At 74.5% G+C, this 13,951-nt stretch carries 13 protein-coding genes; 5 read left to right on the forward strand and 8 right to left on the reverse strand.

Going from position 1 to position 13,951, the window contains the following annotated elements; all coding sequences use genetic code 11:
- Positions 1 to 461: 461 nt before the first annotated feature.
- Both PKE99_RS30360 and PKE99_RS30365 read right to left on the reverse strand, forming a co-directional pair.
- Entirely contained in the window at positions 462 to 941 is a 480-nt protein-coding gene (locus PKE99_RS30360) for a DinB family protein (protein WP_037051644.1), read from the reverse strand.
- Between the two features lie 285 nt (positions 942 to 1,226).
- Positions 1,227 to 1,382 (reverse strand): DUF6131 family protein, encoded by a 156-nt coding sequence (locus PKE99_RS30365; RefSeq protein WP_197040831.1) that lies wholly within the window; start codon positions 1,380 to 1,382, stop codon positions 1,227 to 1,229.
- 207 nt (positions 1,383 to 1,589) lie between these two features.
- Between PKE99_RS30365 and PKE99_RS30370 the strand changes: the two genes are divergently transcribed.
- Positions 1,590 to 1,898: an LLM class flavin-dependent oxidoreductase gene (locus PKE99_RS30370; protein ID WP_037051643.1), complete on the forward strand. Its 309-nt coding sequence runs from the start codon at positions 1,590 to 1,592 to the stop codon at positions 1,896 to 1,898.
- Here the strand turns inward: PKE99_RS30370 and PKE99_RS30375 are convergent.
- From PKE99_RS30375 to PKE99_RS30395, 5 genes are all read right to left on the reverse strand, one after another.
- Positions 1,822 to 4,008 (reverse strand): FUSC family protein, encoded by a 2,187-nt coding sequence (locus tag PKE99_RS30375; protein ID WP_271214944.1) that lies wholly within the window; start codon positions 4,006 to 4,008, stop codon positions 1,822 to 1,824. The genes PKE99_RS30370 and PKE99_RS30375 overlap by 77 nt on opposite strands.
- Complete coding sequence (zwf, locus tag PKE99_RS30380) at positions 4,005 to 5,480, reverse strand: glucose-6-phosphate dehydrogenase (RefSeq protein ID WP_081924618.1); 1,476 nt, start codon at positions 5,478 to 5,480, stop codon at positions 4,005 to 4,007. The genes PKE99_RS30375 and zwf overlap by 4 nt, the downstream gene beginning before the upstream one ends.
- Positions 5,477 to 6,502 carry a phosphogluconate dehydrogenase (NAD(+)-dependent, decarboxylating) gene (gnd, locus tag PKE99_RS30385; protein ID WP_037051641.1) on the reverse strand — a complete coding sequence of 342 codons (1,026 nt, stop codon included), beginning with the start codon at positions 6,500 to 6,502 and terminating at the stop codon, positions 5,477 to 5,479. The genes zwf and gnd overlap by 4 nt, the downstream gene beginning before the upstream one ends.
- 19 nt (positions 6,503 to 6,521) lie before the next feature.
- On the reverse strand, positions 6,522 to 8,396 hold the full coding sequence (locus tag PKE99_RS30390; protein WP_037051640.1) for a glycoside hydrolase family 15 protein: 1,875 nt from the start codon (positions 8,394 to 8,396) through the stop codon (positions 6,522 to 6,524).
- A 63-nt stretch (positions 8,397 to 8,459) separates the two neighbouring features.
- The gene (locus PKE99_RS30395) at positions 8,460 to 9,089 is read right to left on the reverse strand and encodes a QsdR family transcriptional regulator (protein ID WP_051738090.1); all 630 of its coding nucleotides are present in this window, start codon (positions 9,087 to 9,089) and stop codon (positions 8,460 to 8,462) included.
- A 128-nt stretch (positions 9,090 to 9,217) separates the two neighbouring features.
- On the opposite strand from PKE99_RS30395, the gene PKE99_RS30400 reads away from it, so the two are divergent.
- A complete protein-coding gene (locus tag PKE99_RS30400; protein ID WP_197040830.1) occupies positions 9,218 to 9,367 on the forward strand; it encodes a hypothetical protein in 150 nt (49 codons plus the stop codon).
- Positions 9,322 to 10,296 carry an alpha/beta hydrolase gene (locus PKE99_RS30405; RefSeq protein WP_197040829.1) on the forward strand — a complete coding sequence of 325 codons (975 nt, stop codon included), beginning with the start codon at positions 9,322 to 9,324 and terminating at the stop codon, positions 10,294 to 10,296. The genes PKE99_RS30400 and PKE99_RS30405 overlap by 46 nt, the downstream gene beginning before the upstream one ends.
- Before the next feature lie 74 nt (positions 10,297 to 10,370).
- Here PKE99_RS30405 and PKE99_RS30410 read toward each other — a convergent pair whose 3' ends face one another.
- A complete protein-coding gene (locus PKE99_RS30410) occupies positions 10,371 to 11,081 on the reverse strand; it encodes a GntR family transcriptional regulator (RefSeq protein ID WP_037051639.1) in 711 nt (236 codons plus the stop codon).
- Between the two features lie 149 nt (positions 11,082 to 11,230).
- Here PKE99_RS30410 and manD point away from each other — a divergent pair, with 149 nt between their 5' ends.
- Complete coding sequence (gene manD, locus PKE99_RS30415) at positions 11,231 to 12,439, forward strand: D-mannonate dehydratase ManD (RefSeq protein WP_037051637.1); 1,209 nt, start codon at positions 11,231 to 11,233, stop codon at positions 12,437 to 12,439.
- Positions 12,436 to 13,890 (forward strand): mannitol dehydrogenase family protein, encoded by a 1,455-nt coding sequence (locus tag PKE99_RS30420; protein ID WP_037051633.1) that lies wholly within the window; start codon positions 12,436 to 12,438, stop codon positions 13,888 to 13,890. Before manD ends, PKE99_RS30420 begins: the two co-directional genes overlap by 4 nt.
- Positions 13,891 to 13,951 lie beyond the last annotated feature (61 nt).

The raw sequence follows: 13,951 nt of genomic DNA on the forward strand, positions 1-13,951 counted from the left end.
CGACTGCTCCCGCATCTGGTCCGGGTACTTCCTCGGCGCTGCCATAGCTCCGACCCTTCCGTGGGTTCAGAGCCTCCACCAGACCCGGGGCGGTTCACCCCTGACTGTCCGACCGTGAACTCGTCGGGTCACGCCGACAGATCGGCGTGAACTCGTCGGGTCACGCCGACAGATCGGGGCGCCGATCGCAAGACGTTCGCCGGCGCCTCGAGCCGTCCAGCCTCGAGACTGCGGAAAGCACGACCACGGCCATCCGATGCCAGCGGAGTCCGGGCGGACTTGTTCCGGAGCAACGTCTGCGGCGGCCCGTCCCCCGCCCACCTCACGAGTACGAGATCGGGAGCGGCGCTACGGGCTGCCGACCCTGACCGGGACGACGAGCACCTCGCCGACAACTCCACGATCGCGCTGTCCCGGGTTGTCGGAGAGGGCGATGAGATCGGCAGTGACCTGTTCGGAACTCAGTCGGCAAGTATCTGTTCGCGCAGGATGTCGGCGTGTCCGCAGTGGTGGGCCAGCTCGCGCAGGACCTGCAGGTACACCCAGCGCAGCGTGCGCGGTCCGGCCTGGTGACCGGTCACGACGGCGTCCAGCGGCAGGTCGGCGACCTTCGCCCGAGCGGTCGCGCAGGCCTCCCGGTGGGCCGCCGTGACCGAGGCGACGGTGTCGTGGTCGGCGAGCCGGAAGGACTCGTCCGGACTCTGCACCAGGCCGAGCTCCCGACGGGACGTGCCGCCGACGCACTCCTCGAACCACACCCGCTGCATCCACGTGACGTGCTTGAGCAGCCCGAGCAACGTCGTCGCCGACGGGACGAGCCGGCGGCGGGCCTGCTCCTCGGTGAGGCCGTCGAGGGTGGCCTCCACGGCGCTGCGGTACTCCTCGATGAACGCCTCGAGTTGGGTGCGTTCCTCGTCGAGCGGCACGTCGAACGAGCCCATCGAAGTCTCCCCTCGCGGTCGCAGACCGACGGCCACCGCAGCGAGTGCGAACAGCGGCCCACGGCGACGGCGACGATCCTAGGACGTGGTGTCAGGCTTCCCGCCGGTTCGACCTCGGCGATGCGGGCCGGGGCCTCGAAGAGAATGTCCCGGCAACCACCCTCCACAGGAGACCGCTCGCCGGAGGAGCGGGTGCGGACACACCGCGGCCGTGCCGACACACGAGCGTCGGCACGGCCGCGAGGAGACCTCGGAAGCCCGGGTCCGAGAGAAGGAGCCGGGCTCCTAGAAATAGTGCTTACGCCCACCGACGGCCCGGCCGGCGGCACCGAGGATCGCCAGCACCGCGCCGACGACCAGCAGGATGATCCCGAGGATCCACAGCAGGGAGATCTTCAGCAGGAATCCCAGCACCAGCAGGATCAGACCGAGAATGATCATTGTGTTCCGTTTCCTCCACAGTGTCGCGCCCCCACGCGGGGAGTCGGCAGAGGACGGAGCGCCCAACCACGGATCGCCGTTTCGATGCGGAACCGTGATCACCCGCCGGCGGGAGCGGCACGGGAGTCGGTCTCACCACGCGCCGACGGCTTGCCCCGGCGCCGCGGTCGTGCTGATGTCGGGCAAGGGAGGAAGCGAGGACCCCGCATGCCCCCGCTCACCCTGCACTGGTTCCTGCCCACCAACGGCGACGGCCGCCAGCTCGTCGGTGGTGGCCACGGCGTCGGCGCCGGCTCCGCCGGAGCGATGCGGCCGGCGTCGCTCCCGTACCTGACCCAGGTCGCCTTCCGGCCCGGCTCGATCTCGCCGACGCCGGCCGCCCAGCAGGCCGCGACCTACCAGCGGCACTCCGGGGGCCGGCTGCTGCTCAACGTCGTGATCAGTCCGGCGGCGGTCGTCGCGAGGCCGCGCGGGATCGGCCGGCGTCCGGCGTGGACCCGGGGGGATCGCTGGTGACGGGCGGTCCGGTGTCGCCGGCGAGGGCACGCCGGATGCGGGCGAGGTTGTCGCACAGCGCGTGCAGCCAGCCCCAGCCGTCGAGCAGCCGGGAGTCGCACTCGGCCGGGACCGGCGGGAACCGGCCGCGGCACTCCTCGGCGAGGGTCTCCGGCACCCGGTCGGCCGCGACGGCGTCGGCGGTCCGCCGGTAGGCCCCGGCGACGTCGGCGGCCCCCGCCCGCAGCGCGTCCGCGTCGGGATCGGCCGGGCCGGAGCGGACGGTGAGCAGTGCGGGATGGCGCTCGCGGAGGGCGCCGTCGTAGGCGTCGAGCCGGTGCACGACGAGCACGACGGCCAGCCAGTCCGGGCCCGCGGCGCCGTGCGGCATCGGCTCGGTCCGGTACTGGGCGTAGGCGTGCTCGAGCAGGACCGCGGTGCTGTGCAGGCGCTCGGGTTCGTCGGTCTCCGTGACCGGGGACCGGCTCAGCACCGCGGCGACGGCCTCGGCGTCGTCGGCCACCGCCCGCAGGGCGTCCGCGGCCACCTGCCGGACCTCCCCGCCGCCACCGCGCGGCCACACCGCCGCGCCGATCACCGCGCCGATCACCCCGCCCACCAGCACGTCGACGAGGCGGACCTCGGCCAGGTGCCAGGTCGGCGGCGCGAGCTGGGCGAACAGCGCCGCGACCAGCACCGTGAAACCCGCCTGCCCGGCGGCGAGGCCCAGCAGCGGGCCGGCGGCGAACGTCGCGATCATGACGACCGGGAGCAGCCAGACGTAGACGGCGCGGTGGTCGCCGACCAGGAGCAGCACCCCGGCGGCGAGCACCGCGCCGACGATCGTGCCGGCGAACGCCCGGACGAGCACCGACCGGTCCGCCGACGCCGAGGTGCGCATCAGGCTGAGCGTCGCCAGCAGGACCCAGAAGCCGTGCTGCAGGTCGAACACCCCGGCCACGACCCGCGCGACGGCAAGACCGAGCGCGAGGCGGACGGCGTTCTGCAGGTAGACCGAGCGCGGGGTGAGGTGCGCCCGCAGCCGCCGCCCCCACAGCTCCGCCCGGCCGGCGTGCAGGAACCAGAGCATCGGCGGCGTGTCCGCGGGCGCCGGCCGGGGTGCACCGGACCAGCCGGACACGGCCAGCCCGGCGAGCCGGGCGTCCTCGGCGAGGGCGACGGCGGCGAGCCCGGCCCGCAGCGTCGTCGCCGGTCCGGGGGTGCGGGCGGCGCCGTGCGCGGCGAGCACGGCGTCGAGTCCGGTGACGTCGACCGGCAGCGCCTGCCGTCCGGCCCGCAGGGTGCGGGCGACCCCGTGGAGGACGTGCCCGGACTCCGCGACGAGGTCCGCGGTCCGCGGGTGCGGCGGCTCGCCGGGCGCGGAGAGCAGGTCCGCCAGCGCGACCGACCGGTCCGCCGCCGCCCGGATCGCGGCGGCGGTCGCGAGCAGGCTGCGGTCCCGGCGCCCCGGCCCGAGCGGCCGTTGCTCCCGGGCGAGCCGGGTGATCCGCAGGTCCTCCGCCGACTCCAGCACCTCGCGCTGCCGGGCGAGCTCCGGGGCCGTGGCCGCCGGGAGGCGTAGCGAGTCCGCCAGCGCGCCGGCGAACCCCGCGACCTCGTCGGCGAGGACCGCCATCCGGTCCGGCACCGGCGTCGGCACGGACGCGGGCAGCAGCCAGCGGTCGCAGGCGACCAGCAGCACGGTCCCCAGCACCAGCCCGAGCAGCCGCTGGTCGAGCGTGTCCGGCTGGAAGGGCGGGAAGCACGGGAGCACGTAGAGCAGCTGCAGCCCGTTGGCCACGCCCACCACCCGCGGCCCGCCCGTTCCGGCGTAGGCGACCACGAACCCGACGACGAGCATCCCCGCCGCCGCGGCCCAGGTCGAGACGGCGAGCAGGGTGCCGAGGCTGACCAGCACCGCCGCGGCGGCGGCGGCGCCGAGGAACGTCCGGAGCCGCCGGTCGGGCGAGCCGGTGACCTCGGACAGCGCGCCGAGCGCGATCACGGTGAACAGCGCGTAGATCGCGACGGTGGAGTCGCCCAGCCCGTAGAGGCCGCCGTAGAAGCCGACGAGCGCGGGCACCGACACGCGGATCGACCGGCGCAGGGCGGGCCCGGCCGGCGGCCTCACCGGGCGAGGGCCCCCTCCTGTGCGGCCCCCTCCGCCGCGGTCCGCAGGGGCGGTGTCGCGGACGGTGTCGCGGCTGCCGTGGGCGGGAGCGGCACCCAGCCCTCGGGGCCGGGCAGCCGCTCGGCCGCCTCGGGTCCCCACGAGCCCCCGGCGTACGGCGCGGGCGGGGTCGCTGGGTCGAGGATCGGCTCGACGATGCGCCAGGCCTGCTCGATGGTGTCCATCCGGGCGAAGTGCGCCGGGTCGCCGGCCAGTGCGTCGCCGAAGATCCGCTCGTAGGGTGCGTGGACCGGGCCCAGCACCTCGCGGAAGTCGACGGAGAGGGGGATCTCGGTGGGGACGTCGCCGCGCCCCGGCTGCTTGGCGAGCAGCGTGATCGTGATCCCGGCCCGGGGCTGCAGGCGCAGCCGGATCCGGTCCGGCCGCATGCTGCCGAGCCCGCCGGAGAACAGCGCGCGCGGCGGCGGCCGCAGCACGGCGACGATGTCGAGCAGCGTGTCCGGCAGCGCCTTGCCGGCCCGCAGGTGCACCGGCACCCCGGCCCACCGCCAGTCGTCGACGTGGAAGGTGGCCGCGACGAACGTCTCGGTGGTCGAGTCCGGCGCGACGCCCGGCGTCTTGAGGTAGCCGTCGTACCGGCCGCGGACCACCGCGCCGGCGTCGAGCCTTCGCACGGCCCGCAGCAGCCGGAACTTGGCGTCCCGCTGGTCGTCCGCGGCGTCGGAGAGCGGGGCGTCCATGAGCAGGTAGGCCATGACCTGCAGCAGGTGGTTCTGGACGACGTCCCGCACCGTGCCCACCGCGTCGTAGAACGACCCGCGGTCGGCGACGTCGAAGTCCTCGGCCATGGTGATCTCGAACCGGTCGATCCACTGCCGGCTCCACAGCGGCTCCAGCAGCGTGTTGGCGAACCGCAGCACCAGCAGGTCCTCCACCGGCTCCTTGCCGAGGAAGTGGTCCACCCGGAAGATCCGGTCCTCCGGGTAGTGCTTCGCCAGCAGGGCCTGCAGCGCCCGCGCCGAGTCGAGGTCCCGCCCGAACGGCTTCTCGACGACGAGCCGGGACCGGGTGTGCAGGCCGACCCCGGCCAGCCCGTCCGCCACCGTGCCGAACAGCGAGGGCGGCACCGCGAGGTAGTGCACCGCGAACGCCGTCGGTCCGGCCTCCGCGGTGATCGCGTCGGCGAGGCGGGTGAACACGGCCGGGTCGGTGTAGTTCCCCGCCACCAGGCGCGTCGAGCCCTGCAGGCGCTGCAGCGCGGACTCGTCGACCTCGTCCACCGCGGCCCGGACGCAGTCGGCCATGTGCGCGCGCAGCCGGTCGTCGTCCCAGTCGGTCAGCGCGACGCCGATGACCGGCACGGTCAGCTCGCCCCGTCCGACCAGCCGGTACAGCGCCGGGATGATCATCTTCTTGGCGAGGTCGCCGGTGATGCCGAAGAGGACCAGGACGTCCCCCTGCCGAGCGGTCACGCCGGGCCACCCGTCTTCTCGACGTGCCCGCCGAACTCCAGCCGTTGGGCGGACTCGACCTTGTCGGCGAACAGCTCGCTGCCGCGGGAGGCGAAGCGGCTGTAGAGCGCCGCGGTGAGCAGCGGCGCGGACACGCCCTCCTCGATCGCGGCGATCGACGTCCACCGGCCCTCGCCGGAGTCCGACACCCGGCCGGCGAACTGGTCGAGGCCCGGGTCCGCCTGCAACGCCTCGGCGGTGAGGTCGAGCAGCCACGACCCGACCACGCTGCCGCGCCGCCACACCTCGGCGACCTCGGCGAGGTCGATGCCGTCGTAGGGGTAGTACTTCGGGTCGCGCAGCGGGGCGGTCTCCGCGTCGGCCTCGGGGGGCCGCACGCCCGCGCCCGCGTTGCGGATGACGTTGAGGCCCTCGGCGTAGGCGGCCATCAGGGCGTACTCGATGCCGTTGTGCACCATCTTGACGAAGTGCCCGGCGCCGGGCGGGCCGCAGTGCAGCCAGCCCTGCTCGGCCGGGCTCGGGTCGCCGCTGCGGCCCGGGGTTCGGGGGGCGGTGGCGACGCCCGGGGCGAGCGAGGAGAACACCGGCCGCAGCCGCGAGACCGCCCGGTCCGGGCCGCCGATCATCAGGCAGTAGCCGCGGTCGAGGCCCCACACCCCGCCGCTGGTGCCGCAGTCGACGTAGTCGATCCCGCCGGCCGCGGCCTGCTCGGCGCGGTCGATGTCGTCCCGGTAGGAGGAGTTGCCGCCGTCGACGATCGCGTCGCCGGCGTCGAGCGCGCCGAGCAGCGCGGTCACGGTGTCGCCGGTGATCGCGGCCGGCAGCATCAGCCACACCGACCGCGGCGCGTCCAGGCCGCCGACCAGCTCCTCGAGCGATCCGGCGCCCCGCGCCCCCTCGGCCACCAGGGCGGCGACGGCGTCGGGGGAGACGTCGTACACGTGGCACTCGTGCCCGGCGCGCAGCAGCCTGCGCACCATGTTGGCGCCCATCCGGCCGAGCCCGATCATCGCGATCTGCATCCCGTCGTCCTCCCGTGCGTCAGGTGAGCCGGTGCGGGCCGGAGGCGTGCGCGACCCGACCCGGCCCGTGGTCGAGCTGGTGGTCGAGGTCCACCGCCGCGCTGATCAGCGCGAGGTGGCTGAAGGCCTGCGGGAAGTTGCCGAGCTGCTCACCGGTCGCCCCGATCTCCTCCGAGTAGAGGCCGAGGTGGTTGGCGTAGGTCAGCATCTTCTCGAAGGCGGTGCGGGCGTCGCCGAGCCGGCCGGAGCGGGCCAGCGCGTCGACGTACCAGAAGCTGCAGAGCGAGAACGTGCCCTCGGTGCCGGTCAGGCCGTCGGGCGAGGCGGACGGGTCGTAGCGGAACACCAGCCCGTCGGACACCAGGGTCCGGTCGATCGCCTCCAGCGTGGAGTGCCACAGCGGGTCGCTCGGGACCACGAACCCGGCGCGCGGCATCATCAGCACGGCCGCGTCGAGCACGTCGCCGCCGAGGTACTGCACGAACGCCTGCCGCCCGGCGTCGAAGCCCTTGGTCATCACCTGGTCGTAGATCGCGTCGCGCCGGGTCGTCCACCCCGGCACGTCGCCGGGGAGCGCGCGCTCGCGGGCCATCCGCGTCGCCCGGTCGAAGGCGACCCAGGACATCAGGCGGCCGTAGACGAAGTCCTTCGCCCCGCCGCGGGTCTCCCAGATCCCCTCGTCGACCTGGTCCCAGTTCTCGCAGAGCCACGACAGCATGTCCCGCACGGCCTGCCAGCCGCGGTGGTCGAGCCGGACGGCGTGCCGGTCGGCCAGGTACAGCGAGTCCAGGGCCTCGCCGACGATGTCGAGCTGCATCTGGTCGGCGGCGCCGTTGCCGATCCGGACGGGCCGCGACCCCCGGTAGCCCTCCAGGTGGCCGAGGGACTCCTCGGTGAGGTCGGCAGAGCCGTCGACCCGGTACATGATCCGCAGCGGCCTGCCGTCGGGACCGTCGTGCTCGCCGACGCGGTCGGCCAACCAGCGCCCGAACGCCGCGGCCTCCTCGGTGTAGCCGAGGCTGAGCAGGGCGTGCACCGAGAACGAGGCGTCGCGGATCCAGGTGTAGCGGTAGTCCCAGTTCCGCTCGCCGCCGACCTGCTCGGGCAACCCGGCCGTGGGGGCGGCGACGAGCGCGCCGGTCGGGGCGTAGGTCATGAGCTTGAGCGACATGGCCGAGCGGTGGACCGTCTCGCGCCAGCGGCCGACGTAGGTCGAGCGCTCCAGCCAGGTGCGCCAGAACTCCACTGTCGCGTCGAACCGCTCGTCGGCCTCGCCGATCGGGATGCGGCGGGGCTGCAGGCCGGAGCCGGACTCCAGCACCGTGCCGACCGCCTGGCCCGCGGACAGGGTGATCGACGCCCGGACGTCCGGCCCGTCGCGCTCCCAGTCGAGGGCGCCGCCGCCGTCGACGACCGTGTGCAGGCACACGTCCATCTCCGGGCCGTGGAAGACGACGCCCTCGGCGGTGGTCTCGGTGGTGTGGCCGGCCCGGCCGTAGTCAAAGCGCGGCCGGCACTCCACGGTGAACCGCATCGTCCCGCGGACCACGCGCAGCACCCGGACGATCTCGTGCCGGTCGGTCGCGGCGCCGTCCCGCACGGGCATGAAGTCGTAGAGCGCACCCACGCCGTCGGCCGTCATGAACCGGGTCATCAGCACGGCGGTGTCGTGGAAGTACCACTGCCGTCGCGTGACCTCGCCGTCCGTGTCGGGCGCGATCCGGAAGAACCCGCCGCGCCGGCGGTCCAGCAGCGCGCCGAACACGCTCGGCGAGTCGAACCGCGGGCAGCAGTACCAGTCGACGCTGCCGTCCGTGGTCACCAGGGCCGCGGTCTGCAGGTCGCCGATCAGCCCGTGCTCGGCGATCGGGGGATAGTCGTCGGGATAGGCCACGCCGCTCCTCCCTCTTACGCCGGACGACCGGCGTGATCGCGCTCGTCCCGATCACGCCCGCCGTTACGTCCGTCCCGGCCGGGAGCGGCCCGGATCGGCGGGGCCGGGGAGCAGCGCCTGCAGCACGCGGGCGGCGCGGGTGCCGTCCGGCTCCTCCCCGGTGATCGTGCGCAGGTAGACGTAGGACTCGATCACGCGCACCAGGGTGTAGGCCAGGTCGTCGAGCGGGATCGGGCTGGCCAGCCGGCCCGCCGCGGTCTCCGCCGCGGCCAGCTCGCGGACGAGGCCGACCAGCCGGGGCTGGAAACCTCCCGACGACAGCGTGAGCAGCCGCAGGGCGCACTCGCCCTCCTCCTCGAGGAACCGGCGCATGCCACGGTGGGCGAGGGTGTCGGTGACGAACCGGCTCAGGACCGCGGCGAGGCGCGACCCCGAACCATCTGCGGCCGGCGGCTCCCGGCGAAGGGTCCGTTCCGTGAGGGACCAGACGACCTCGCACAGCAGCAGCTCGCGGGAGCCGACCCAGCGGTAGACCGTGGCCCGGTTGACGCCGAGCTCCGCGGCGAGCGCCTGCATGTCGATCCGCTCACCGGCCTGGAACCGGCGCCGGGCCAGCAGGAACGCGTCGAGCGCGCCGGGACGGGCGGCGGACCCGGCGAGGCTCCGCTGCAGCGGCGTCGATGTTCCGGCCACGGCCCCTCCGTTGACCCCGATGTGACGCGCACCATACTCTGCGACACCTGGCTGCGCTGTCGCATCAGTGCGACAGCGCATCAGCGTGTCTCGTACCGCGACCGACGATCTCGACGAGGAGAGCGCCCATGACGACGGACGTGTCGACGCCGCACATCCCGCCCGGCCGGCTGGGGGACCCCGGCCTGACGATCGGCACCGACCCCCGCGCCGATCCGCGGATGGCGCGGTCATGGGGAAGCTCGGGCTCCTCGACCACGCCGACGGCGCCCCGCTGACGCCCGACGTGGGGCGGGAGACGCTGCTGCAGTTCGTCGACGCCGTCGAGGAGGGGTTCGAGGGGCTCTTCGCCACGCTCGCCGAGGACCTGCCGCCGATCCACGGCGTGACGTCGGAGCTGCGCACGATCACCGGCGACGGCGGCCACGAGATCGGCCTGCACGTGCACCGGCCGGAGGGGGTCGAGGGCCCGCTCCCGGTGATCTACCAGGTGCACGGCGGCGGCATGGTCATGCTGGCCGCGAAGGGCGCGCTCTACACGCGCTGGCGGGACGAGCTCGCGGCGGCCGGGGCCGTCGTCGTCGGGGTGGAGTACCGCAACGGCGGTGGCGCGCTCGGCCCGCACCCGTTCCCGGCCGGGCTGGAGGACTGCGCGACCGGGCTGCGCTGGGTGGCCGACCACCTCGGCGAGCTGGGCGGCACGCACATCGTGGTCACCGGGGACTCCGGGGGCGGCAACCTCGCGCTCGCCCTGCCGATCAAGGCGAAGCGGGAGGGCTGGGCGGAGGCGATCGCGGGCGTCTACGCGCAGTGCCCGTACATCCTCGGCGACTGGACCGAGGCGTCGCTGCCGTCGCTCGTCGAGAACGACCGCTACTGGCTCAACCGCAGCCTGTTCCCGCTGCTCGCCGAGGTGTACGACCCGGGGGCCGGCAACGCCGCGGAGGCGACCTGCTGGCCGTACCACGCCACGGCCGAGGACCTCCGCGGCCTGCCGCCGCACGTGATCTCGTGCAACGAGCTGGACCCGCTGCGGGACGAGGGCGTCGCCTACCACCGCGCGCTGCTCGCCGCCGGCGTCCCGTCGATCGGCAAGGTCAACCTCGGGCTCTGCCACGTGGGCGAGCTGATGTTCCGGTCGGCGATGCCCGACGTCTACGCCGAAGCGGTGCGGGACGTGCTCGGGTTCGCGAGGTCGCTGGGCTGACCGTCGTCGCCTCGGGCCAGCGTGGCGAGCGCCGGCGCCGCCAGGCCCGAGGCGACCATCATCACCCGGGGTCGTCACTCCCAGACGACCACGTTGCGGCGCACCGGGACCGCGCCCGACGCCGACGCGAACAGCTCGGGGGAGCGCTCGCGGATCGCCTCGACGTCGTCGAACACCGCCCGCAGGTGCGTGCGCATGGCGGCGCGTGCACCGGCGACGTCGCCGGACAGCACGGCCTCGAAGATCTCGACGTGCTGGTCGGCGAAGCCCTCCGGCGGCGTCTCCTGCAGCCCCAGCCGGCGCGCCCGGTCCAGATGGCCCTTCGCGGAGACCACCGTGGCCCAGGCGCTGCCGTGCCCCGCCAGCTGCAGCAGGCCGTGGTGGAACTCCTCGTCGAGGGCGAAGAAGTCCTCGACCGTGAGCCCGGGCCGGTGCTGCTGGTCGAGGTTGCGGCGCAGCTCGCCGACGAGCTCCGGGTCGAGCTCGGCGGGCAGGTCCTCCAGCGACGCGAGCTCCACCGCCTCGCGCAGGAACTGGGCGTCGGCGACCTTGTCCGGGTCGACGCGCGAGACGAACGACCCCACCTGCGGGAAGACCTGGACCAGGCCCTCCTCCACCAGCAGGATCAGGCTCTCCCGGACCGGCGTGCGGCTCACCCCGAGCGAGGCCGCCAGCTCGTTCTCCGACAGCGCGGCGCCGGGCGGCAGCTCGAGGGTGAGGACCTTGCGGCGCAACGTCTCGTAGACGGCGCGACGGCTGGTCCGCCGGCTGTTCGTCCGGGTCACGCGCCCACGATATCGGGTGTGGCGGGTCACTGATCGCTCGTCCGGCCCGGTCTTGCACACCTTCGCGACGGATGCTTGTATACAAGTACTGCGCGACCAGTCCTGCCGGTGGTGCGCGCGGACCGGATCGTCCGAAGGAGTGGGACCTGGTGAGCAAGATCGAGCGGGCCGAGGTGTTCGTCGCCTCCCCGGGCCGGACGTTCGTGACGCTGCGGATCACGACGTCCGACGGGGTCGTCGGCCTCGGCGACGCGACGCTGAACGGCCGCGAGCTCGCCGTCGCGAGCTACCTGCGCGACCACCTGGTCCCGCTGCTCATCGGCAAGGACCCGGCCCGCATCGAGGACATGTGGCAGTACCTCTACAAGGGGGCCTACTGGCGCCGCGGCCCGGTCACCATGACCGCGATCTCGGCCGTCGACACCGCGCTGTGGGACATCAAGGGCAAGGTCGCGGGCCTGCCCGTCTACCAGCTGCTGGGCGGCCGCTCCCGGGACGGCGTCCTGGTCTACTCGCACGCGAGCGGCCGGGACACCGCCGAGCTGCTCGACGACGTCGAGCGCTTCCTGTCCCTGGGCTACAAGGCCGTGCGCGCCCAGGCCGCGGTGCCGGAGGTCGGCGGCACCTACGGCGTGCGCAAGGGCAAGCTGTACGAGCCCGCGGCCACCGCGCTGCCCGACGAGCAGCCGTGGGACACCGAGGCGTACCTGAACTTCGCGCCCACCTACCTCGAGGCGGTCCGCGAGCGCTTCGGCTTCGGCTTCCACCTGCTGCACGACGTCCATCACCGGCTCACGCCCCTCGAGGCGGCCCGGTTCGGCAAGGCCGTCGAGCCCTGCCGGCTGTACTGGATGGAGGACCCGACGCCGGCCGAGAACCAGGAGGCGTTCCGGCTGATCCGGCAGCACACGACCACCCCGATAGCCACCGGCGAGGTGCTGAACTCGATCTGGGACGTCCAGACGCTGATCACCGAGCAGCTGATCGACTACGTCCGGACCACCGTCGTGCACGCGGGCGGCCTCACCCACCTGCGCCGGATCTTCGACCTCGCCGCGCTGTACGGGGTCCGCACCGGCTCGCACGGCGCCACCGACCTCTCGCCGGTGAGCATGGCCGCCGCGGTGCATCTCGACGTCGCCGTGCCGAACTTCGGCATCCAGGAGTACATGGGGCACGCCGACGAGACCCTCGAGGTCTTCCGCGGCGGCCCCACTCTCGCCGCCGGCATGCTGCACCCGACGGAGGTGCCCGGCCTCGGCGTCGAGTACGACGAGAAGGCCGCCGAGCGCTACCCGTACGAGGCCCGCTACCTGCCGGTCGCCCGCCGGCTCGACGGCTCGGTGCACGACTGGTGAGCACGCTGCTGCGCGCCGGCCTGGGCCGCGACACCCTCGCCCGGATCCCCGCCGACGCCCGCCCGCTCGTCGAGCCCGGCGCGCTGCGGCCGCGGGTCCTGCACCTCGGCCTGGGTGCCTTCCACCGCGCCCACCAGGCCGTCTACACCGAGCGCGCCGCAGCCGCCGCCGGCGAGCCGTGGGGGATCGCGGTCGTCGCGCCCCGGTCCGCGGACACCGCGGCGGCGCTGCGGGCGCAGGACTGCCTGTACTCGGTGACCGAGCGCGGCGCCGCCGGCAGCCGGACCTTCGTCGTCGGCTCGGTGGTCGAGGCCCTCGCCCTGGGCCCCGACGCCGCGCGCGTCGACGCGCTGCTCGCCGACCCGGACGTCTCCGTCGTCACGCTGACGATCACGGAGAAGGGCCACCACCGGCGCCCGGACGGCACGCTCGACACCGCCGACCCGGCGATCGCGGCGGACCTCGCCGCGGGCCCGGACGGGGCGCGGACGGTCGTCGGCCGGCTCGCCGCCGGCCTGGCCGCCCGCATGCGCGCCGGCGCCGCGCCGATCAGCGTGGTGTCCTGCGACAACATGTCCGCTAACGGCACCGCGCTGGCGGCGGTGGTCCGGGGCTTCGTCGAGGCGTCGAGCCTGCCGGACCGCGACCGCGTCCTCGACCTCATGGCCACGGCCGTCACCTTCCCGTCGACGATCGTGGACCGGATCGTGCCGGCCACCACGGACGCGGACCGCGAGGCCGCCGCCGCGGCGCTCGGCGTCGTCGACGCGCTGCCGGTGGTCGGCGAGCCCTACCGGCAGTGGGTGCTCGAGGACCGGTTCGCCGGCCCGCGCCCGCCGTGGGAGCGCGACGGCGCGCTCGTCGTGCCGGACGTCGTGCCCTACCAGCTCACCAAGCTGCGCCTGCTCAACGGGGCCCACTCCGCGCTGGCCTACCTCGGCCTCGCGGCCGGGGCCACGACGATCGCCGACGCGATGGCGACGACCTGGGGCGAGACCCTCGTCCGGACCCTGGCCGCCGAGGTCGCGCCGACCCTGCCCGCCGACGGCCCGGACCCGGCCGCGTACGCCGCGGACCTGGTCGAGCGCTTCCGTAACCCGGGGATCCGGCACCTGCTGCGGCAGATCGGCTCGGACGGTTCGCTCAAGGTCCCGGAGCGCTGGCTCCCGGTCCTGCGCGAGACGCGCACCCCGGTACTGGAGCTGGCGCTGGCGGGCTGGGTGCACGCGACCCGGCCCGGTGCGCAGGGCCAGCTCCACGGCACCACCGACCCGGCCGCCGAGGCCCTCGCCGCCTGCTGGCGCGGCCCGGGAGGTCGCACCGACGCCGTGGCGACCGTCCGGGGACTGCTCGACGCGATCGGCGCCCCCGACCTGGCGGCGACGGACGGCCTGGTCACCGCCGTCGCCGCCCACCTTCCCGCCCTCTCCGCGGGGCGTGTCGAGCTCTGAGCAGAGCCCGGCCGGCCCCGCGAGCGACACCCCACCCAGCGGTCACTGAGCAACGGAGTTC

This window comes from Pseudonocardia halophobica, assembly GCF_027922425.1.
Lineage (GTDB): Bacteria > Actinomycetota > Actinomycetes > Mycobacteriales > Pseudonocardiaceae > Pseudonocardia > Pseudonocardia halophobica.

Bases quoted from the DNA above. Each gene is read 5' to 3' on its own strand.
- PKE99_RS30360 (WP_037051644.1), bottom strand. From the start codon at position 941: ATGGGCTCGTTCGACGTGCCGCTCGACGAGGAACGCACCCAACTCGAG.
- PKE99_RS30365 (WP_197040831.1), bottom strand. From the start codon at position 1,382: ATGATCATTCTCGGTCTGATCCTGCTGGTGCTGGGATTCCTGCTGAAG.
- PKE99_RS30370 (WP_037051643.1), top strand. From the start codon at position 1,590: ATGCCCCCGCTCACCCTGCACTGGTTCCTGCCCACCAACGGCGACGGC.
- gnd (WP_037051641.1), bottom strand. From the start codon at position 6,502: ATGCAGATCGCGATGATCGGGCTCGGCCGGATGGGCGCCAACATGGTG.
- PKE99_RS30400 (WP_197040830.1), top strand. From the start codon at position 9,218: ATGACGACGGACGTGTCGACGCCGCACATCCCGCCCGGCCGGCTGGGG.
- PKE99_RS30405 (WP_197040829.1), top strand. From the start codon at position 9,322: ATGGGGAAGCTCGGGCTCCTCGACCACGCCGACGGCGCCCCGCTGACG.